The organism is Microbacterium sp. XT11 (assembly GCF_001513675.1).
Classification (GTDB): Bacteria; Actinomycetota; Actinomycetes; order Actinomycetales; family Microbacteriaceae; genus Microbacterium.
In genome coordinates this window covers 3,064,405-3,083,706 of the sequence record NZ_CP013859.1, presented here as the reverse complement: position 1 = coordinate 3,083,706, position 19,302 = coordinate 3,064,405, and the positions used below count along the sequence as shown (strand labels likewise).

Here is a 19,302-nt window from a genome sequence, read left to right as displayed (position 1 = left end):
CGCGGGGTTTCGCTGGTGCGCTGGTTGGTGCCGAGCGCGTCACGACAGCAGCTCTCGTCCGTACCAGTCGTCGGAGTCCTGGACGCCGGGGAAGACGGCGAACAGTGAGCTCGACGTGGCGATCACGAACCGGTTCAGCGCGTCGCTATCCGCGAGACGCTGCTGCACAGGGATGAAACTGGTGGTGGGGTCGGACTGATAGGACACGAAGATCAGCCCGGCATCCTCATCGCCCATCGCGCTGTCGAACTGCCCGGTGGAGTAGGAGTACGACCGCCGCAGCATCTCCTCGCCAGCGCCGCGGCGGGGTGCGGCCAGCCGGATGTGCGCGTCGAGCGGAATCAGGGGAGCCCCGGAAGCGTCTGTCGCATCCAGGTCGACCGGATCCTGCTCCTGACGGGAACCGATTGGGGCGCCGGTATCCAGATGCCTGCCGATCGTACGGTCCTGCGTGCCGCGTGGCGTGTCTTCCCACGCACCCAGGAGCATGCGGAACCGCCGGATCGCGACATAGCTTCCCCCGATCAGCCATCGGGGTCCGGCGTCCTTCACCCAGACAGCTCCGCCTTCGGTGGCCCGGCTGGCGGCGATGTTGTTGGTGCCATCGATCTGGCCCATGAGGTTGCGGCCGTTGCGCGGTGTGCTGTCGGCATCCGCGTTACGGAAACCGCTGAACTGCCATCGCGGCGTCAACGCGGCCGCTGCCGATTGCCGCACTGCGCGAATCGCGCCGGCGAGGTAGACGCGGTCCGCTGAGCACAACTGGACGAACATGTGCCCGAACGACATGCGCTCGTCGATCTGGTCGCCGGGAAAGACGGGATGGTCGACAAGCGGTGCGGGGCGCTCAGCGCCGAGCGCATCCAGTCCCGGGCCGCTGATCCCGACGGTCATGGTGAACCGGCCAGGTTCGGTTCCCACCGAGACGAGCGATTCATCTGCCGAGGTGTCGCCCATTGCGAGCGCGGCTGAGATCATCGTCCACTTCTTCATGACTTCGGCGACGGCAGTGCGGCTGGTTCCCGGCGCGAGGTCGAATCCGAGGAACGCTGCCTGAGCAGGCGGTGGTTCGGCGATGCCAGGCTGGTGGATGCCGTAGAGGGGAACCGTGGTCTGCGTATCGGGTTGCGCATCCGACCCCGCTTCCGGGGTCACGGCGGTGGTCAGCAGGGATCCGGCGGCCACGCCTGCGGCTGCGGCTCCGAGGCTGGCGGCGCCTCCGATGAGGAACGCGCGACGGCTGGTGTGGTGCTCGGCCATCAGTCGGTCACGTTCCGGTTCACGGCCAGCCCGAATGCGCCCGCGGTGAACGCGACGGTCAGCACGATCGTGGCGATCAGCGATGGGAGGTAGAGGTTCCCGTTGAGGCCGGATGTCGCGACGGTGCTGAATGCGCTCGCAGGCATGAGACCTTGGCCGAATGGTGCGGCGGCGTTGATCATGTTCTCGAAGAGTGCGTACACCAGCGCAACTGTGAGTGCCGCGATCGACGAACGCAACCAGATCGCGAGTGTCGCACCCGCCAGCGCGAACGCGACCATGCCGAGCGCGAGGTTCGCGGTCGCGCCTGCTGCGGCGCCGAGCCCGTCCACCCATTCGCCGGTGTCGACTCCCCAGATCGCTGCACACACGTAGCCGGAGGCGACAGCGGTGAGCGCTCCGATGAGCGCGCAGGTGACCGCCGCAGTTGCCAGAGCAGCCCAGTTTCCCAGGAGCCAGGTCGAACGGCGCGGCTGCACGACGAACTGCATCCGCACAAGACCGGACGAGTACTGGCCGGTGATGTGCAGGATGGACGCGGCGAACACGACCAAGCCCGTGACCATGACCGGCCTGCCGACGAACTGCACCAGTGTGTCGGCATCGGCGAGGTCGGCGAGCAGGGTGGGAGGGTCCGTGAAACGCGATCCTCCGGGCGCGGCCGCGGTCGAGAAGGTGAACACGATCGACATCGCGGAGAACACGACGATCGCCGCCAGCAGAGGCCACACGATCGTCGGACGCTTAAGCATCGTCCACGCGGACGAGAACGCACCGATCACGCCGGCACCTCCACATCCTCTTCTTCGCTTCCTGCACGGTCATGCGTGTCAGGGGTGGCGCGTGCGGATGTCAGGTGCAGGAACGCCTGCTCCAGCGTGGGCCGTTCTGCGGTGATCTCCGTGAGCGTTGTCCCGGCCTTCTGCGCGAGGCGATTGAGGACAGCACCGTGGCCGGTATCGGCGGTGACTCGTATGGCGTCCCGGTCAAGCGCAACCTCGTATCCCGTGTCGACGAAGGCGGCTGCCGCTGCGTCACGCTCAGACGGACCGGCTGCACGGCACAGGATGGTCTCGGGGATCACCCGACGCATCTGCGCCGGAGTGCCCTGAAAGATCACGCGTCCGCGGTTCATCGCGATGAGGTGATCGCAGAGCTCGTCGACCTCGTCGAGTGCGTGGGTTGCGAGGATGATCGTCTTGCCTTCGGCAGACAGTTCCCGCAAGAACACGCGCAGGTCTGCTTTCCCGCGAGGGTCCAGACCGTTCGTCGGTTCGTCGAGGATCACGATGTCCGGGTCTGCCAGGAGAGCTGCCGCCAGACCGATCCGCTGCTTCATGCCCAGCGAGAAGGTTCCCACCGTGCGATGCGCCACCGGGGTCATCTCGACACGTTCCAGCGCCTGATCTACGACGGCAGGTTCCCATCCGGCTAGGCGAGCAAGGACGAGCAGGTTGTCCCTGGCGGTGAGGCTGGGCAGCAGTCCCGGGGAGTCGATCAGCACACCCATCCGTGCGGCGGCACCGGACGGGTCGTCTGCGGTGAGGATGCTGCCGCTCGACGGTGCCACCAGTGCGCACATGAGCCGCAGCGCCGTGGTCTTTCCCGCACCGTTCGGTCCGACCAGCCCGGTGATCGTCCCGCGCGGCACGGCGAAACTCAGCGGGCCGATCCGCGTGTCGCTGGACAGTGTTGCAGTGACACGGTCAGCGATGACGATCGCCTGTCTGCGTTGGTCATCCGTGACATCCAGCGCCGACGGGGGCTCGTCTGCCGGGGCCGGAGTGTGCCGGTGTGCCCGCCAGAGGGCGAGGACGCCGCCGACACCGGGGACGACCGCGAGCCACTTCGAGGCGCGGGGAAGCGGAAGGAACAGCGCCAGCAGGATCGTCGACACATAGAAGAGGCCGTGCAGCGGTCCGCCCGTCGAGGTCACGACAGGAAGGTGAACAGTGAACCTGTTGGTGAGGATGACGGCCAGCGAGATCAGTTCCAGAGCGGACAGGACTCGCAGAACAACCATTGCGGGTGAACGATTGAGCTTCATGCGCGACCAACCTCGCTCCCGTTCGCCCAGGATGATCCGGCCACCGGTGTGGACGTGCCGAGTAAGCGGATCGGCGCCCTCATGCGGTGATCCTTTGCCCGGTGACACGGGTGCGTGGGAGGCGTCCCGCGCGGGATTCGCCGGTGAGGGTATCACCGGTGGTGGTGACGTCGTATTCGAGGTTGAGCCGGAGGGGCCTGGTGATCTGCTGCCGCCAGGTGACGCGCGGGCCGTCCGGGGTGTCCCGGGTGACAAGATCGGTCAGGGTGACGGCTTCGCCCGCGCCGTTCGCTGTCCCGGTGACTACACCGTCGTGTTCTTCGAAGTGGTAGTCGGCTTCGATGGTCCCGATGGGGGTCTTCATCTGGAGCCGCCAGTCGCCGCAGATAGGGTTCATACGCTTCGGTGTTCCTTTCGTTCTCCGGTCTGGGCGTCAGGCCGCGGGGATCGCGGGCACCGTGGCTGGGACTGTCCCTTCGGCACGCCAGACGGTGCCGCGCCGCTCGTACTCGAACAGGCCCTCGACGGCGTGGGCGATCCGGGGCCCGAACTGCCTATCCAGCAGGTAGAGCGCCAGGTCGAGCCCGGAGGTGACGCCTCCAGCGGTGACGAGGTCGCCGTCGTCGACAACGCGGGCGTTCACCGCCGTCGCGCCGGTTGCGTCGAGCAGCGGCATCCCGAGGGCGTGGGTGACGACATTGCGGCCTTCGAGGAGCCCACCCATCGCGAGCGCGAGTGAGCCGCCGCACACTGCCGCGACCAGGACGTCGGGGTTGTGCATTGCTTCGGCGATGAGCGGCATCGCGCCGGTCGCCGCGAACCGTGCCAAAAGGACCGGGATCGTCTCGGCGCCCTCGTCGGGGTCGCCGTCAACCGGCCCGGATGCACCGGGCACGAGCACGATCCCCGGCCGGTGGGGATCGAGCGCCGCCGTCGCGCGGAGCCTGAGGCCTTGCGAGCCGGAGACGACATCGCGCGCCCCTTCGGCGCTGACCAGAGTGATGTCGAGTGCGTTGTCGAGGAAGTACTCGCTGCCTGCGACGAACACCTCGAACGGCGCGATCACATCGAGCGGATCAAACCCGTCGAACAGCACGATCTGCACGGACATCGACACGGGAACTCCCTTGCGTTGGCGGAAACGGCGGCGACGCTATCGAGTCTCCGGCCTGTTCCGATCGGGCACAATCGGCCCGATGGCCAATCATCGCCGGAATCTGGCCACGCGTTCTGAACGTCAATCCCGCGCTTGAATATCTGTAGGATGCACGGTATGTACACCGTTGTCGCGCTCGCTCTTCCTGATGTGATCGCGTTCGATCTGGCCACCGCAGTGGAGACGTTTGGTCGTGTGACGCTCCCGGACGGGCGCCTGGCGTATCGGGTGATCGTCGCCGGGACGGCGCCCACGGTCGACGCGGGCCCCCTCCAGATCGCCACGAGCGTGGGTCTCGAAGCGCTAGAGCGGGCGGACACGATCATGGTTCCAGGGCGCAACGACGCGGCCGCGCCGCTCCCGGACGGCGTCGCGGACGCGCTCCGTGCGGCAGCGGCGGCGGGGACGCGCATCGCTTCGATCTGCGTGGGGGCGTTCGTGCTCGCAGACGCAGGGCTCCTCGATGGGCAGCGCGCGACGACCCACTGGCTCGCCGCCGATCTGCTCGCACGACGGTTCCCGCGGGTGATCGTGGAGCCGGATGTGCTCTACACCGACAATGGGCAGGTGCTCACTTCGGCGGGTGCGGCCGCAGGGCTGGACCTGTGCCTGCACATGATCCGTCGGGACTTCGGTGCAGCGGTCGCCGCCCACGCGTCACGGTTGGCGGTCGCGCCGCTGCACCGCACAGGAGGGCAGGCGCAGTTCATCGTCCGGAATCCGCCCACCTACCGCACCGCCACGCTGGAGGACGTGCTCGTGTGGATCGAGGAGAACGCCCACCGTCCGCTCACGCTCGCCGACATCGCAACAGCAGCCCACACGAGCATCCGTACTCTGACCCGACGTTTTCACCAGGAGACCGGGCAGGCTCCCATGGAATGGGTCACCGGTGTGCGCATCCGGCACGCGCAGGAGCTGCTGGAGACCACCGACCACAGCATCGAGCGCATCGCCCGACAGGTCGGCTTCAGCAGCCCCAGCGCCTTCCGCGACCAGTTCCGCCGCGCCACCCGAGTCTCTCCCAGCGAGTACCGCGCAACATTCTCCGGCCGTCCGCCATACGACAACGACGAGGCGACCCGGTGAACACCGCGGGCGAGCAGGTCCGCGCGCGGTGTCGTTAGCGCGAAGCCAACACCGCCGCTGACGTCAGCGCCTCCGGAGGTGATCCGTGGGGTGTGCTGATCTGGGCCCAGAGGTCGTCGAGGGACAGGCCGAGCACGATGGCGACCGCGGCAACGGTGGGAAACGCTGGTGTGGCGACCCTGCCGGTCTCGATCTTGCGCAACGTCTCGGGGGAGATCCCCGCCTCGATCGCGACGTCGAGGATCGAACGTGGACCGCGCGCGACACGGAGTAGTTCTCCGAGCCGCTGCCCGCGTTTGACGTCCTCGCGAGTGAGCGGCAATCTGACCATGCCACCAATACTAATCACGGTATAGTCGTACCGGTATAAGTATTGGAGACCTGGCGGGAAGGTGCCGGATGATCGAGATCCTCACTCCGAGCGAGCTGGACCGGGCGCGGGTCACCGCCCGGGTTGTCGGCGACATCCTCCAGAGCCTCAAGGCCCGGTGCCGGGTGGGGACGAACCTGCTCGACATCGACCAGTGGGCGCGGGAGATGATCGACGCGGCGGGAGCGGCCTCGTGCTACGTCGACTATGCGCCGTCGTGCGGGCGCGGTCCCTTTGGGCACTACATCTGCACCGCCGTCAACGACGCCGTGCTGCACGGCATGCCACGCGACTACCGCCTCGCGGATGGGGACCTGCTCACCCTCGACCTCGCGGTCATCAAGGACGGGGTCGCGGCGGACGCCGCGATCAGCTTCATCGTCGGCGACACCCGCAACCCGCAGGACGTCGCGATGATCGACGCCACCGAACGGGCGCTGGTGGCCGCGATTCATGTTGCCGCGCCGGGGTTGCGGCTGGGGGACCTCTCGCACGCGATCGAGCAGGTGCTGTCGGGCGCCGGCTACCTGATCAATACCGAGTTCGGTGGTCACGGCATCGGATCGACGATGCACCAGGACCCGCACGTGTCCAACAAGGGACGACCCGGCCGAGGATACCGGCTGCGGCCCGGGCTGCTGCTGGCCTTGGAGCCGTGGGTGATGGCCGATACCGACCGGCTCATCACCGACCCGGACGACGGGTGGACGCTGCGCAGCGCAACCGGATGCCGCACCGCCCACACCGAGCACACCATCGCCATCACCGACCATGGCGCCGAGATCCTCACCCTCCCACAGCAATAGATGCCCCGATAGCGTCACCGGTCCCCGCCGCTGCCCGCGTGCGCGGTCAGGACACCCGCGCAGGCGTGGCGAGGGCGGTGTCTGTGTCCTCTTTAGCGAGTCGAGCGTTGACGACGCCACCGGTGATGGCCCCGGCCCCGAGTGACATCGCCACGTTCGCGCCAGGGTCGACGACGTTCCCGGCAGCCCAGATACGTTCGTGGCTGGTCTGACCGGTGCGGTCGACGCTGAGGAACGAGCCGACGGGAGTGTCGACGCGGTCGAGGTCCAGCCCGGCGACGAACTCGTCAAGCGGGTGCAGGGTGCCCGCGGTGAAGATCGCATCGACGGAGGTGGTGCGGCCGTCCGCAAGCGCGACCTGTGAGATCGCGGGGGCGGGCCCGTGAATCTCGGTGACAGGCGCCGGTTCGATCCGGATGCCGCGCGCGGCCAGGCGCTTCTCGTCGTCGGGGGAGAGGTCGCCTGCGCCTGCGGAGAAGAAGGTGACCTGGTCGCTGAGCTGTCGCACGAGCTCAACCTGGTGCAGGGCGAGCGGCGAGGTGGCAAGCACGCCCAGGTGCTGGCTGCGAACCTCCCACCCATGACAGTACGGGCAGTGCAGCACCGTCTTGCCCCACCGCTCGGCCAGCCCGCCGATCGCGGGCAGGTCGTCCCGCAGCCCGGTGGCGATGACCAGCGCACGCGCACGGTGGACGGAACCATCATCCGCGGTCACGCGCACCCCGGCGGGTACGTTGGTGACCTCCCGCACGGTCCCGTCATGGAAGACCACTCCGTAGCCCTCGGCTTCGGCGCGCCCGAGCCGGCGCAACTCGGACGGGGGGAGCCCGTCATGGCCGAGCACGCCGTGCATGTGCGCGGCGAAACGATTGCGCCCACTGCCCGCATCGATCACGAGCACACGACGGCGAGAGCGCCCGAGCATCACCGCCGCGGTCAACCCCGCCGGACCGGCGCCGACGATCACTGCATCCCAAAGTTGTTCTGCCATACCGGCATCCTCCGGCCAGGTCCGGCAGAATAGCAAGGAAACTTGCAGTAATGGCAAAGAAGGGAAAGCGGACATGGAGAGCGCACGGATCGGGTCGAGGCTGCGCGCGATCCGCCGATCACAGGGTCTGACCCTGGAAGAGCTGGCCGCGGCCGCAGGCATGTCGGTAAGCACGCTCTCGCGTCTGGAATCGGGTAAACGTCAGGCGAATCTCGAACTGCTCGTACCTTTGACGCGACGGCTCGGCATCCGAGTCGATGACCTGGTCGCCGACGAACGTCCCGACCCGCGGGTACGCAGGCCGCCGATCCACCGCGATGGCCTGGTCATCGTCCCCCTGGCCCCCGAACATGCACCGGTCATGACCTACCGCATCACCTACCCACCACGGGCGCAGGCGCCCGAACCGCGGGTGCACGACGGTTATGAGTGGATCTATGTGCTGAGCGGTCGGCTCCGGCTTATCCTCGGGGACCAGGATCTCGTTCTCGAGCCGGGCGAAGCCGCGGAGTTCGACACCCGCACCCCCCACAGCATGAGCGCCGCAGGATCAGACAGCGCCGAAGCGATCAGCATCTTCAACCGCGACGGCGCCAGAATCCACACCCACACCACCCCACAGGATTAGGCCCTCGGGTGCCAAGTACGCGGAGTTGGGCTCCGGCGCGTCCTCGGAGCCCGCGAGCCGGGCAAGCAGGCCGCGATGATCCAGCACACGCACCACCTGCCCCAGAAGCCCGTTCGCTTTTGCTTCACGGCTCGCCTCCGGAAGCCGGTCGATGACGACGGACCGGACGCCGGTAAGCGCGAGCTCACACGCCAGCATCAGCCCCGTAGGACCGGCCCCGGTATTCGGTGGCCTTCGCGGGCCTACGGCGGGTTCCTGAGAGGGGGACGGGATGGGATCGATGGATTCCGGCGCAACCATTCCCGATGATCCGGGCTCTGACGGCCGAGAAGCGGGTTCGTCGACCACCGGGGGGGTCTTGGCCGATGCCATAGTCCAAGCGGCTGCCGATGAGCTACTCGAAACCGGCTATGCGGCCATGACCGTGGATCGTGTCGCGGCGCGCGCTGGCACCAACAAGAATGCGATCTACCGCCGGTTTTCAAACCGGATGGAGCTGGGGGTGGCAGCCTATGGACGCCTGACGCGGTCGGCCCCCGTGCCCGACACAGGCAGTCTTCGCGGCGACATCCTGGCTCTGCTCACGGGAGCGAACGAGCACTGGACCTCACCGTTGGGAAAGGTCCTGCGGGAGCTGATGGTTGCCGCCGGAGGCGCCCCGGACCTCCTCGAACACCTCGACGACGGAGGCTCTGATCAAATCGCAGCACCGTGGATGCAGGTGCTCGAGCGCGCGGTGGCCCGCGACGAGGCTCCCTCGTCCGCCCTTCGTCTCCGGGTGGCAACGCTCCCGATGGTCATGCTGCGCAACGAGTTCGTCACCCGCGGAGCGCCGTCGGTGCCCGCACACGTGCTCATCGAGATCGTGGACGACGTCTACCTTCCGCTCATTCGCGGATACCGAAGCTAGCGCAACTCAACGGCCCCGCAGACGCCGGGAACGAACGGCCCGCGGTCTGGCATGCAGCGCGCTCCCACTTCTGTGGGCCGCTCCATACGTAGGCTCAGCCTGCTTCGTCCCGCTCCTCGTTCCATGCCACGGAGACGCAGAGCCCACCACCAGGCCGTGGCCGGATCTCAAGGTTCGCGCCGTGGGTCTCGGCGATGGCGTGGACGATGGACAGTCCGAGTCCGTATCCGTGCCCGTCCCCGTGTGCGGTGCGAGTGCGGTCGAGACGCCAGAATGGTTCGAGCAGGGCATCGACGGAGTCCTCCGGGACGGTGTCTCCTGTGTTGGTGATCTTGAGCTCGACCATCCCGTTGCTGGTACTGGTGCTGATGTGCACGGAGCCGCCGGGGCGGTTGTAGCGGATCGCGTTGTCGAGCAGGTTTGCTATGAGGCGCTCGATCAGCCGGGGGTCGCCGACCACGGATGCGGGCGAGAGCTTGGCATCGAGCGTGAGGTTCTGTTGTTTCGCGGGCGATTGGCTGTGAGCCAGGCAGTCACGAACGAGGGAGGCGAGATCGATGGGTTCGGAGCTGCGGACTCCGGCCTGTCCTCTCGCGAGAGTGAGTAGGGCGTCGATGATCTGCTCCTGCTGCGCGCCGGCCGCGAGCACGCGTTCGTGGGCGGCGCGAAGGGATTCGATTGTGGCGGCTGGGTCGTCTAGGGCGACCTGGGCCACTGTGCGTTGCCGGGCGAGCGGTGTGCGGAGTTCGTGCGACGCGTTGGCGACGAAGATGCGTTGTGCCCGGAACGAGCCGTCCAATCGCGTGAGCAATCCGTCGATGGTGTCGCCGAGTTCGGTGAGCTCGTCTCGGGGGCCATCCAGGGAGAGGCGTTCGTCGAGGTTCTGAGCGGTGATACGTCGTGTCGTCGCCGTGATGGCGCGGAGAGGGCGCAGCGCTCTGGTGGCGACGATCCAGCCGAGCACGACCGAGACCAACGTCATGATGCCCAGCGCGATCGCGGATTGGCCGAGCAGCGTGAGCATCCGCTCGGTGTGCTGCTGCGCCGCGCGGTCGCGAAGCTCGGCGGGGTCGAGACCCGGAGGCGTCAGCCCTGGGCCGTCGCCCGTCGTCTCCGGCTGACCGAGCGGCGGAGCACCGTCGAGGTCGACGTCGACGACCACCCCGGTGCCGTCGGGCTGGACAAGAGTGAGCGACTCCGATCGGGTCGTCTGGTCGACGAGACCATAGGTGATCGCGAGCATTGTCGCGCCGCAAGCCAGAAAGAGAACCGCGTAGAGCGCGGTGAGTCGCGCCCTGATCGGCAGTCGAACGTGCCTCGACCGGGGACGTGGACTGCCCTGAGGCGCAGTCCTCACGAGAGGATCACCCGGTAGCCGGACCTTGCGACGGTCTCGATCACGGGTGGATCGCCCAGTTTGGCCCGCAGTCTGCTCACCGTGATCTTGACGGCGTTGGTGAAGGGATCGGCGTTCTCGTCCCAGACACGTTCGAGGAGCTCCTCGGCAGAGACCGTGCGTCCCCCGGCCGTCACCAGCAGCTCGAGCACCCCGAACTCCTTTGGTGTCAGATCTTGCGGTTTATCGTGTCGGAATGCTCGTCGCCTGGCGGTGTCGACGACCAAGTCGCCGACACGCAGCACCGGGGGGTGCGCAGGCTGGGAGCGCCGCGCCAGTGCGCCGATACGCGCGACGAGGACGGCGAAATCGAACGGCTTGGCGAGGTAGTCGTCGGCGCCCAGATCCAGGCCGTCCACCAGGTCACCCGCGGAGCCCGCCGCCGTGAGCATGAGGATCCGACTGCGACCGCCTTTTTCCACCAGCCGCGCGCAGACATCGTCGCCATGCATGGAGGGTAAGTCTCTGTCTAGGACGATCACGTCGTAGTCGTTCAGCTCGGCCCGTTCGAGACCCGAAGAGCCGTCGTAGGCGACGTCCACGGCCATGTTCCGACGCCGCAGCCCGATGGTCACGGCATCCGCCAACTCTGTGTCGTCGTCGATCACCAAGATCCGCATGCATCCAGGATGCGCCCGATCCGGTTTCGGAGCGGTTTCACCACCCATGTGTAGAAGCCCAGAAGACCCAACGCGGTCCCGCGCAGCGATACCTCCCCGAAACCACGGCGGTCCTAGAAACGGAGCATCACCGAACCGAAAGGACTCACTGACATGACCAGATCAACATCGCCGGCACGGACGCGGGCGCAAGCGCGCGGCGCAGTCTTGGCCGCATTGACCGTTGCTCTTCTTCTCACCGGGTGCGCGCCAGACAGCGGATCACCGTCGGGTGACGACTCCGCAGGGGGAAGCACTCCAGCTGGAGCCGCAGACGCAGTGGCCTACGCGCAGTGCATGCGCGACAATGGCGTTCCCGGCTTCCCCGACCCGGACTCGGACGGCGGGTTCGACGTCGTCGCGGACGAACTCGGGGTCCCGATCGACTCGGACCAGTACCGGGACGCGGAGCAGAGCTGTGCACCGCTGCTGCCTACCCAGGGTTCCCACGTGCAGGACGAGGACTACCAGGCTGTGCTGCGGTACGCGCAGTGCATGCGCGATGAGGGCGTTCCCGGCTACCCGGACCCGCCGGCACCCGCACAGGGACCAGACACCAAGCGCGGGGACAGTGGCGACGGCGCCGCCATCGACCCCAACTCGCCGCAATTCCAGGCCGCACACGAAGCCTGCAAGAGCCTGTTGCCCGATGGCGGCGACGAGCCGGGCATGACGGAAGGCAACGCACCGTGACCACGACGGATGCGCACCCTTCCGCGGACGATCTGGTGATTCCGGAGCGGTCTCGCGGCACCCGCCGCCGGCGCCGGATCATCGTGGCCGCAGCCGTCATCGTCATCCTCGCCACCGGCGGCGGTGTCCTCGCCGCAACCCTCTGGCATCCCTCAAACCCAGCCCCGGCGGCTTCCGCCCCCGCACCCGCGACAGCAGCGGTCGAACGTCGGACCATCGCCGCACAGCAGCAGGTCAGCGGGACCCTTGGCTATGCGGGCGATCTCGATGTGATCGGTCAGCTTTCCGGAACGATCACCGCGCTCCCGACGCCCGGCACCGTCGTCGAACCGGGCGGTATCTTGTATCGCGTCGACGGCAAACCGGTCGTCCTGCTCGCAGGCGACACCCCGGCCTGGCGCGCCTTCGAGTGGGGAACAACCGGAGTCGACGCCCAGCAACTGAACGCGGCCCTGGTCAAACTCGGCTATGCCGACGGCCTCGACATCGACCCCGAATGTGACGAGATCACCTGGCGCAGCCAGCAAGCCATCAAGAGATTCCAAGCGGCCTTCGGATTGCGAGAGTCGGGATCGCTCGACTTCGGACAAGTGGTGTTCCTGCCCAGCGCCGTGCGCGTCACGGTGACATCGGCGACCCTCGGCGCGCCCGCCGGGGCAGGGCAAACCGTCATCGAGGGAACCTCCACCACGCCGCAGGTCGAGGCCGAAGTACCCGTCTCGCTCCTCGCTCACGTCAAAGTGGGCGATGCCGTGGCCGTCACCCTTCCCGACCTCACCACCGCATCCGGCACTGTCACCGACGTCGGCGCGGTCGCCACCCAGAAAGAGAGCGGCTCCGCAACCGTCCCGGTGCGCGCGGCCCTCACAGATCCGGGCACCGCCGCAGGCCTGGACCAGGCACCGGTGCTCGTCGCGATCACGACCGAGACCGTCGAGGACGTGCTGACCGTCCCGGTCACCGCCCTTCTCGCTCTCTCGGGCGGCGAATACGCGGTCGAAGTGACCGACACCGGCGGCGACAGTCACCTTGTCACCGTCGAGCTCGGCCTATTCGACAGCGCCGGCGGACTCGTCCAAGTCTCCGGCGACGGCCTTCGAGCTGGCCAGCGAGTCGTGGTGCCTGCAGCATGACCCCCGTCATCGAGCTGATCGGCGTGACACGCACCTACCCCGGCGAACCGCCGGTTGCCGCCCTCCGCGGCGTCGACCTCACCATCGAGCCGGGAGAGCTCGTCGGCATCGTCGGCCCCTCCGGATCCGGAAAGACGACACTGCTGCAGATCATGGGCACTCTCGACCGACCCACGGCCGGAAAGGTTCGTGTCGCGGGCCGCGACACCTCCGACCTCGACGACCGGCAACTCTCCACCCTCCGTTCAGCGCGCATCGGATTCGTCTTCCAGCAGTTCTTCCTGGACGAGCACCAGAGCGTGCTCGACAACGTCGCCGACGGACTCCTGTACGCGGGAACCCCAGCCAGCACCCGCCGCAGGCTAGGGCGCGAAGCGCTGACACAGGTCGGCCTCGATCACAGGACCGACGCTCTCCCCTCGCAGTTGTCTGGAGGCCAACGGCAACGCGTCGCGATCGCTCGAGCCCTCATTGGCGAACCCGACATCGTCCTCGCGGACGAACCCACCGGAAACCTCGACAGCACCACGGGGAACGCGATCCTCGCCCTCCTCGACGCCCTCAACCGGCGCGGCACCACCATCGTGGTCATCACCCACGACCTCGCTATCGCCGCCCGCCTGCCCCGGCGCGTGGAGATCCTCGATGGCCGCATCGTCAGCGACACGGTCCGAGCCCACCGCAAGGAGAACGCATGACCACCGACGACGACCTCTCGCCACGACGGCTGCGCCCGCGGGACGTGCTACGCGTCAGCAGCATCGGCATCAGAACCCGGAAAGTCCGCGCCGCGCTGTCCGCCCTAGGGATCGCGATCGGTACCGCATCTATCGTCGGCGTCCTCGGACTCTCCTCCTCGTCGCAGGCAGGACTGCTCGCCGAGATCGACTCGCTCGGCACCAATCTCCTCACCGTCAGCACCGGGCGTGACCTCTCCGGCGACGCGGCCGCCCTCCCAGTCGATGCGCCAGACCGAATCGGCCGGATCACCGACGTGACCGACGTCGAGTCCACCGCAGCGATCGACATCCCCATCTACCGCAACCCGTTCATCCCGGCCGTCAACACCAACAGCCTCGCCCTGCGCGCCGCCACCCCGGGACTGCCAGACGCGATCGGTGCTGCCGTCGCCCACGGCGACTTCCTCAACCCCGCCACCGGGCGGCTTCCCGTCGTGGTCCTCGGCTCCACAGCGGCGCGGCGTCTCGGCATCACCAGCGTCCAACCAGGAGCGCGCATCTGGATCAACCGGCAATGGTTTTCCATCGCCGGCATTCTGGCCCCGGCAACCCTGGCGCCGGAGATCGATTCATCTGTGCTCGTCGGGTTCGCTGCCGCGCAGAACTATCTCGGCTTCGATGGACACCCCACCACAATCTACGTGCGCACAGACACCGAACAGGTCGCGGCGGTTCACGCTCTCCTCGCCCGCACCGCGAATCCGGAGAACCCCAACGAAGTAGCCGTCAGCCGCCCCTCGGACGCCCTGCTCGCCCGCGCCCAAGCAGAGAGCGCACTGAACTCGCTATTCCTCGGACTCGGTGCCATCTCGCTGCTGGTCGGAACTGTTGGCGTCGCCAACACGATGATCGTCTCGGTCCTCGAACGGCGTGGCGAGATCGGCTTGCGTCGCGCACTCGGCGCCACCAGAGGACACATCCGCACTCAGTTCTTCAACGAAGCGATCCTGCTCTCACTCATCGGCGGAGCCATCGGAGTGCTGGTCGGAGCACTCGCGACCGTCGTCTACGCGACCAGCAAAGGCTGGCTCGTAGTCATCCCCCCGCTCGCCTGGACCGGCGGACTGGGCTCCGCGCTCGTCATCGGAGCCATCGCAGGCCTCCTTCCCGCCATACGCGCCGCGCGCATGTCGCCGACGGAGGCACTGTGGGCCTCGTGAGATGCACCGCCAAACGATTAGGCGCCGAATCCCAACTCGCTGTCAGCTTCTCGAGCGCCTGCGCAACGGACAGGCCGTTCTGGCGCTGCGCCCGTGGCGGACAGCCTGGAGCTAGACGGGCTCGTTTGGACGCCTGGCTTCTCACCGAACTCGCTGAACAGGATCGCCGAGCCTGATCGAACGAAGATCAGTTTTACGCAGTCGTAGGCGACGGGATCAATCGGCGCGTGCACCGTGCTGTTCCGTGCGAAAACAGGAGCGAAACTGCCTACGTGTTCCTCGATCGGGTGCAGCGCGAACCGAGTCACGGTGGTGGACATGACGGGGTCAGTGCACGCGAGCGATCCGCGGGTGGAGGCACACGACGATGGCGTGAGGACGCATCGTTGCTCCTACGCGGCGAGGTGCCGGTACCGCCGGGCTGCCAGGGGGAGGAACACGGCGATGAGGATGAAGGGCCAGGCGATGGCGAGGAGTGTCGCGTTCTCGGCGGCCCATGATGTCGATGTCGTGATGCCGGGATTACCGAAGAGCTCGCGCGTGGCAGTGACTGTGGCGGAAAGTGGGTTCCACTCGGCGATGACCCCGAGCCAGGCCGGCATCTGGGCAGGGAGGACGAAGACGTTGGAGATCATCGTCAGCGGGTAGATGGGCGCGAGGGCGACGCTCGCGAGGTCTGGCGACCGCAGCGCGAGGCCGAGGTAGATGCCGACCCACGCGAGCGCGTAGCGCAGAAGCAGCAGGAGCCCGATCGCCGCGAGGGTCTGCCCTACGGTTCCGTTGGCGCGCCAGCCGACCAGCAGGCCGCAGGCGAGCAGGGCGATCAGTTCGAGGACGGATGCCGCAAGGTCGGCGAGGCTTCGTCCGGTGACGACGGCGGCGCCCGACATGGGAATCGTGCGAAACCTGTCCGTGATGCCCTTGGCGGTGTCGGTGGTGACGGAGATGACGGTCTGTGCCATGCCGAGCGCCATCGTCATCACGAACAGCCCGGGCATCAGGAACTCGCGGTAGTTGCCGCCGTCGGGCAGCGTGATCGCGCTCCCGAACACGTACCCGAACATGATCACCATGACGATCGGGAAGAGGAGGTTGCCAACAAGTCGTGACGGTTGCTGGCGAAAGTGGGTGAGGTATCTGCGGGCGACGATCAGGCTGTCGTGCAGAGCCCACCGCGACGGCGAGCCGGGGGCCGTTGCGGTGAGGGGTGCGAGCGATGTCATGCTGTCTTCTCCTTCCGATCGGTGAGCTTGAGGAACACGTCGTCGAGGGTCGGTTGGCGCAGGGCGATGTCTTCGGCGTCGATGCCTGCCTCGTGGAGTTGCCGCATGGTGGTGCTCAGGCTGTGGAATCGTTCGGGAGCGGGCGCGCTGACGCGGCGACGGTGGAGGTCGACGCCAGGGTCAGTGCCGGTCGAGGTGGCGACGATGCGTGCGGCCGCTTTCGTCTGATCCTCGTCGCGGAGTGCGAGTTCGATCCGGTCACCCCCGACGCTCTCTTTGAGCTCGCGGGGTGTGCCGCGGGCGATGATCGTCCCGCTGTCGATGACGGCGATCTGGTCGGCGAGGTGGTCGGCCTCATCGAGATACTGGGTCGTGAGCAGGACGGTTGTGCCCGCCGACACGAGTTCTCGGATGTCGGTCCAGACCTCGGCGCGCGTGCGTGGATCGAGGCCGGTGGTCGGCTCGTCGAGGAAGAGCACACGTGGTGCGAGGATGAGGCTGACAGCGAGGTCGAGGCGACGCCGCATCCCGCCGGAGTAGCCGCCTGCGGGTCGGTCGGCGGCGTCGTGGAGTGCGAACCTGTCGAGCAGTTCGTCTGTTCGTTGGCGCGCCTGTCGTCGGTCGAGGTGGTAGAGCCGGGCGAACATGTCGAGGTTCTGCCGTCCGGTCAGGATCTCGTCGACGGCCGAGAACTGTCCGGTGAATCCGATCGCGGCGCGTACTCGGTCGGAGTCTGTCGTGAGGTCGTGTCCGGCGATGCTGGCCTTACCCGAGTCGGCTTTCAGCAGCGTGGCGAGAATGCGCACCGCCGTGGTCTTTCCCGCACCATTGGGGCCGAGCAGCCCGCATACTGTTCCTTCGTCCACGGAGAGCGTGAATCCGTCGAGCGCCTGTTTCTTTCCGTAGGTTTTGCGGAGGTCGGTGGCGCTGATCATCGCGGTCATGTCAGTTCCTTTCTTCGGGTGGTTTCGGGGCGCTCTGGCCGCTGAGCGCTCTGAGCACGGCGGCGTGTTCGGCGGTCGTGCCGGCGTCGCGGGCGTGACGGGCGCCGTCGGGTGTGAATCCGGCGACGACCCAGGCAGGGACTTCCGTTCGGGGGATGCCTGCGTCCCACCACTGCCGGAGGAGCTCGAAGCCGTCGTGGCCGGCCTCAGCGAGGGTTGATGCTTCGGAGGGGGTGAAGCCGATGCTGTGGCACACGGCGGCCTGTGCCGGGTCGAGGCCCGTTCTGGCCCAGGACACGGCCGTTGCGGCATCGCGCCATCCGGCGTCGAGGTAAGCGCGTCCGATCGCGACAGGAACTCCGGAGCGGAGCAGCGCCCGCATGGTCGCGGACTGTTCGCCGGTCAGCGTGTCCGACTTGCGAGGGCGGTGTCCGAGCAGGATCCGCCACCAGCGTCGGGGGCGCGGTCGCTCTCCGGCGAGGTGCCGTTCTGCGGCCTCGGTGTGGCTGTAGCCGAGTTCGTGCCATTGCACGGCGTCGCGGGGTGTCATCCCGGCGCGCAGCAACGGTTGCACGGTGTAGGGGCTGAGGCCGGCGGTGCGCCAGGCGTACGCGTCGCCCGGAGTGTAGACGCCACTGCCGCGCCAGCGTTCGGCTGAGCCCTGCAGAAATCCGTTGTCGATCCAGCGGCGTGCTTCGGCCACGGTGAAGCCGCGCTCGGTCCAACGGTGGAGGTCTTCGGGCTCGGGATCGGGATGCTCGTCGTAGGCGATGGTCATGGGTGCTCCTTATGCAGTGGCAGGGAGGGCGATGACATGTGCCCATCCAGGTGGCGGTGTCTCGGTGTGGTAGCCGGGGCCCGGTTCGACCAGGCCGACCACGACCGGCACGGGCGGGCGACGATCCGGCCACGGGGTTTGCCCGTCGGTGAGGACAAGGATCAGATCAGGCCGGGGTCGCAGCGCGAGCGCGGCGCCGATGCCCTCGCGCATATCCGTGCCGCCGCCGCCGAGCAGCTCGATGTCCTCTGCGCGGCGGACGGTCTGGACGGGGTGGGCGTTCAGGTCGCAGCAGATCACGTGCAGCCGCCGGCTCGGTCCACTGGCGCGGGCGATGATCGCCGTCACTTCGGCGAGGAAGCCGGTCAGGATTGCGGGGGTGATGCTGCCGGAGGTGTCGATGACCAGCGCGATCTCCGGTGCGGGAGCGACCATCGCAGGCATCACGATGCTGTCGACGGCCGGCCTCCGGGAGGGACGGCTATAGGAGAAGTCCACCCGGCCTGCCGCCTGTCGCGCTCCGCGGCGCAGCATCGCGCCGAGCTCGGCGCGCCAGTCGACGGCGGGATGCAGCCTCTCGCTAGCCCAGCGTCGCCAGCCGCCGGGAATCGTGGCTCGCGCGGCCGAGCGGGTTTCGATCTCGCGGGCGACCGCCAATTCGAGGATGTCGCGCTCGGTCTCACTGAGCCCGTCGCCACTGGCCGAGTCCTCGTAGTCGTGCGGGATCCCGTCCGCCGCGCTGCCGCAGTCGATCAGCTCGGCGAGCCGCCGCCCACCCTTGCTGTGGGCGGTGTCGAGAACCTCGATGAGCGACAGGTACTCCTCGGCAAGTCGTCCCTCGGGCAGCCCGAGTGCGTGTGGCGAGATGATCCCGGCCGGTGAGTCGAGTCCTGCCGCTTCGAGGTCGTCGTTGACCTCGGCGTCCGCGGCCTGGTTCCACCGCCGCGCGATCGAGTCCGGCGCGCCCGCCTCGCCGGTGGCATGCGTGCTTGGAGCGTTGGCTGACACCGGGGAGCGGGTCGCGTGATGGCGGACAAGATGCCCGATGTGGTGCAGCAGCCACCAGCCGACCACCGGCGGGGCCGTCGCGAGCGTCGCGCCGGGATCGAGGTGGACGTTCCAGCGGGTGTCGGCCGGGAACGCCCGGAAGTCGTCGTCCGGGACGGGCTCGCCGGTCTCTTCGTCCACGTATGGTTCCAGCACGACCGGTCGGAGTGCGAACAGCGCACTTGCGAGGTATGGCGCCTGTGCTGCGGCCCACAGCCGCGCCTCGGCGAAGCGTGCTAGCACTTCGGGTGTGTGATCGGGGTCTGTCGGAG

The 19,302-nt window shown here is 67.8% G+C and carries 22 protein-coding genes; 8 read left to right on the top strand and 14 right to left on the bottom strand.

Annotation, left to right across the window (positions count from 1 at the left end; translation table 11 throughout):
* Positions 1-39: 39 nt before the first annotated feature.
* The 5 genes from AB663_RS14655 to AB663_RS14635 form a co-directional block, all read right to left on the bottom strand.
* The gene (locus AB663_RS14655) at positions 40-1,260 is read right to left on the bottom strand and encodes a Dyp-type peroxidase (RefSeq protein WP_067200796.1); all 1,221 of its coding nucleotides are present in this window, start codon (positions 1,258-1,260) and stop codon (positions 40-42) included.
* Entirely contained in the window at positions 1,260-2,042 is a 783-nt protein-coding gene (locus tag AB663_RS17425; RefSeq protein WP_067200793.1) for a hypothetical protein, read from the bottom strand. Before AB663_RS17425 ends, AB663_RS14655 begins: the two co-directional genes overlap by 1 nt.
* A complete protein-coding gene (locus AB663_RS14645; RefSeq protein ID WP_067200790.1) occupies positions 2,039-3,283 on the bottom strand; it encodes an ABC transporter ATP-binding protein in 1,245 nt (414 codons plus the stop codon). The genes AB663_RS17425 and AB663_RS14645 overlap by 4 nt, the downstream gene beginning before the upstream one ends.
* Positions 3,284-3,386: 103 nt before the next feature.
* Complete coding sequence (locus AB663_RS14640) at positions 3,387-3,671, bottom strand: hypothetical protein (RefSeq protein WP_232304566.1); 285 nt, start codon at positions 3,669-3,671, stop codon at positions 3,387-3,389.
* Between the two features lie 69 nt (positions 3,672-3,740).
* The gene (locus AB663_RS14635) at positions 3,741-4,418 is read right to left on the bottom strand and encodes a DJ-1/PfpI family protein (RefSeq protein ID WP_067202820.1); all 678 of its coding nucleotides are present in this window, start codon (positions 4,416-4,418) and stop codon (positions 3,741-3,743) included.
* Between the two features lie 162 nt (positions 4,419-4,580).
* On the opposite strand from AB663_RS14635, the gene AB663_RS14630 reads away from it, so the two are divergent.
* Positions 4,581-5,552, top strand: coding sequence for a GlxA family transcriptional regulator (locus tag AB663_RS14630; RefSeq protein ID WP_067200784.1), 972 nt, complete (start codon positions 4,581-4,583; stop codon positions 5,550-5,552).
* Between the two features lie 34 nt (positions 5,553-5,586).
* Here AB663_RS14630 and AB663_RS14625 read toward each other — a convergent pair whose 3' ends face one another.
* Entirely contained in the window at positions 5,587-5,883 is a 297-nt protein-coding gene (locus AB663_RS14625) for a helix-turn-helix transcriptional regulator (RefSeq protein WP_006902578.1), read from the bottom strand.
* Between the two features lie 68 nt (positions 5,884-5,951).
* Here AB663_RS14625 and map point away from each other — a divergent pair, with 68 nt between their 5' ends.
* Positions 5,952-6,728, top strand: coding sequence for a type I methionyl aminopeptidase (gene map, locus AB663_RS14620; protein ID WP_067200780.1), 777 nt, complete (start codon positions 5,952-5,954; stop codon positions 6,726-6,728).
* Between the two features lie 46 nt (positions 6,729-6,774).
* On the opposite strand, the gene AB663_RS14615 is transcribed toward map, so the two are convergent.
* On the bottom strand, positions 6,775-7,719 hold the full coding sequence (locus AB663_RS14615; RefSeq protein ID WP_067200777.1) for an NAD(P)/FAD-dependent oxidoreductase: 945 nt from the start codon (positions 7,717-7,719) through the stop codon (positions 6,775-6,777).
* A 73-nt stretch (positions 7,720-7,792) separates the two neighbouring features.
* Here AB663_RS14615 and AB663_RS14610 point away from each other — a divergent pair, with 73 nt between their 5' ends.
* A complete protein-coding gene (locus AB663_RS14610; RefSeq protein ID WP_067200774.1) occupies positions 7,793-8,347 on the top strand; it encodes a helix-turn-helix domain-containing protein in 555 nt (184 codons plus the stop codon).
* Here AB663_RS14610 and AB663_RS17705 read toward each other — a convergent pair.
* On the bottom strand, positions 8,270-8,647 hold the full coding sequence (locus tag AB663_RS17705) for an FAD-dependent monooxygenase (protein ID WP_083511372.1): 378 nt from the start codon (positions 8,645-8,647) through the stop codon (positions 8,270-8,272). The genes AB663_RS14610 and AB663_RS17705 overlap by 78 nt on opposite strands.
* On the opposite strand from AB663_RS17705, the gene AB663_RS14605 reads away from it, so the two are divergent.
* Entirely contained in the window at positions 8,619-9,257 is a 639-nt protein-coding gene (locus AB663_RS14605) for a TetR/AcrR family transcriptional regulator (protein ID WP_232304565.1), read from the top strand. The two genes, AB663_RS17705 and AB663_RS14605, sit on opposite strands and share 29 nt — an antisense overlap.
* 94 nt (positions 9,258-9,351) lie before the next feature.
* Here the strand turns inward: AB663_RS14605 and AB663_RS14600 are convergent, their stop codons facing one another.
* Positions 9,352-10,500, bottom strand: a complete 1,149-nt coding sequence (locus AB663_RS14600; protein ID WP_067200767.1) for a sensor histidine kinase — start codon at positions 10,498-10,500, stop codon at positions 9,352-9,354.
* A 110-nt stretch (positions 10,501-10,610) separates the two neighbouring features.
* Positions 10,611-11,273: a response regulator transcription factor gene (locus AB663_RS14595; protein WP_067200762.1), complete on the bottom strand. Its 663-nt coding sequence runs from the start codon at positions 11,271-11,273 to the stop codon at positions 10,611-10,613.
* Positions 11,274-11,609: 336 nt separating this feature from the next.
* Between AB663_RS14595 and AB663_RS14590 the strand changes: the two genes are divergently transcribed.
* From AB663_RS14590 to AB663_RS14575, 4 genes are all read left to right on the top strand, one after another.
* Complete coding sequence (locus tag AB663_RS14590) at positions 11,610-12,005, top strand: hypothetical protein (protein WP_157541122.1); 396 nt, start codon at positions 11,610-11,612, stop codon at positions 12,003-12,005.
* Positions 12,006-12,088: 83 nt separating this feature from the next.
* Entirely contained in the window at positions 12,089-13,138 is a 1,050-nt protein-coding gene (locus AB663_RS14585; RefSeq protein ID WP_198147877.1) for an efflux RND transporter periplasmic adaptor subunit, read from the top strand.
* Complete coding sequence (locus AB663_RS14580; protein WP_067200752.1) at positions 13,135-13,836, top strand: ABC transporter ATP-binding protein; 702 nt, start codon at positions 13,135-13,137, stop codon at positions 13,834-13,836. Before AB663_RS14585 ends, AB663_RS14580 begins: the two co-directional genes overlap by 4 nt.
* Positions 13,833-15,038, top strand: coding sequence for an ABC transporter permease (locus AB663_RS14575; protein ID WP_067200749.1), 1,206 nt, complete (start codon positions 13,833-13,835; stop codon positions 15,036-15,038). Before AB663_RS14580 ends, AB663_RS14575 begins: the two co-directional genes overlap by 4 nt.
* A gap of 392 nt (positions 15,039-15,430) precedes the next feature.
* Here the strand turns inward: AB663_RS14575 and AB663_RS14570 are convergent, their stop codons facing one another.
* The 4 genes from AB663_RS14570 to AB663_RS14555 are packed head-to-tail and all read right to left on the bottom strand — an operon-like array spanning position 15,431 to position 19,273.
* Complete coding sequence (locus tag AB663_RS14570; protein WP_067200746.1) at positions 15,431-16,261, bottom strand: ABC transporter permease; 831 nt, start codon at positions 16,259-16,261, stop codon at positions 15,431-15,433.
* Positions 16,258-17,205: an ATP-binding cassette domain-containing protein gene (locus AB663_RS14565; protein ID WP_067200742.1), complete on the bottom strand. Its 948-nt coding sequence runs from the start codon at positions 17,203-17,205 to the stop codon at positions 16,258-16,260. Before AB663_RS14565 ends, AB663_RS14570 begins: the two co-directional genes overlap by 4 nt.
* A 1-nt stretch (position 17,206) precedes the next feature.
* Entirely contained in the window at positions 17,207-17,983 is a 777-nt protein-coding gene (locus AB663_RS14560) for a hypothetical protein (protein WP_067200738.1), read from the bottom strand.
* Positions 17,984-17,992: 9 nt separating this feature from the next.
* A complete protein-coding gene (locus AB663_RS14555) occupies positions 17,993-19,273 on the bottom strand; it encodes a vWA domain-containing protein (RefSeq protein ID WP_198147876.1) in 1,281 nt (426 codons plus the stop codon).
* Positions 19,274-19,302 lie beyond the last annotated feature (29 nt).